Consider the following 241-nt stretch of genomic DNA (forward strand, 5'->3'; position numbering starts at 1 on the left):
CACGTTGACCACGGTAAAACTACTCTGACAGCAGCTATCACTACTGTTCTGGCTAAAACTTACGGCGGTTCTGCTCGCGCATTCGACCAAATCGATAACGCACCAGAAGAAAAAGCGCGTGGTATCACCATCTCTACTTCACACGTAGAATACGATACTCCAACTCGCCACTACGCACACGTAGACTGCCCAGGACACGCCGACTATGTTAAAAACATGATCACTGGTGCTGCTCAGATGG

At 49.4% G+C, this 241-nt stretch carries 1 protein-coding gene; it reads left to right on the plus strand.

The features are described 5' to 3' along the window. Window positions 1–241: GTP-binding protein (locus SJ312_RS23460; protein ID WP_319868435.1), on the plus strand; the 241-nt coding region annotated here is incomplete at both ends.

Source organism: Providencia sp. CIM-Carb-044 (genome assembly GCF_033901115.1).
GTDB classification, from domain to species: domain Bacteria; phylum Pseudomonadota; class Gammaproteobacteria; order Enterobacterales; family Enterobacteriaceae; genus Providencia; species Providencia hangzhouensis.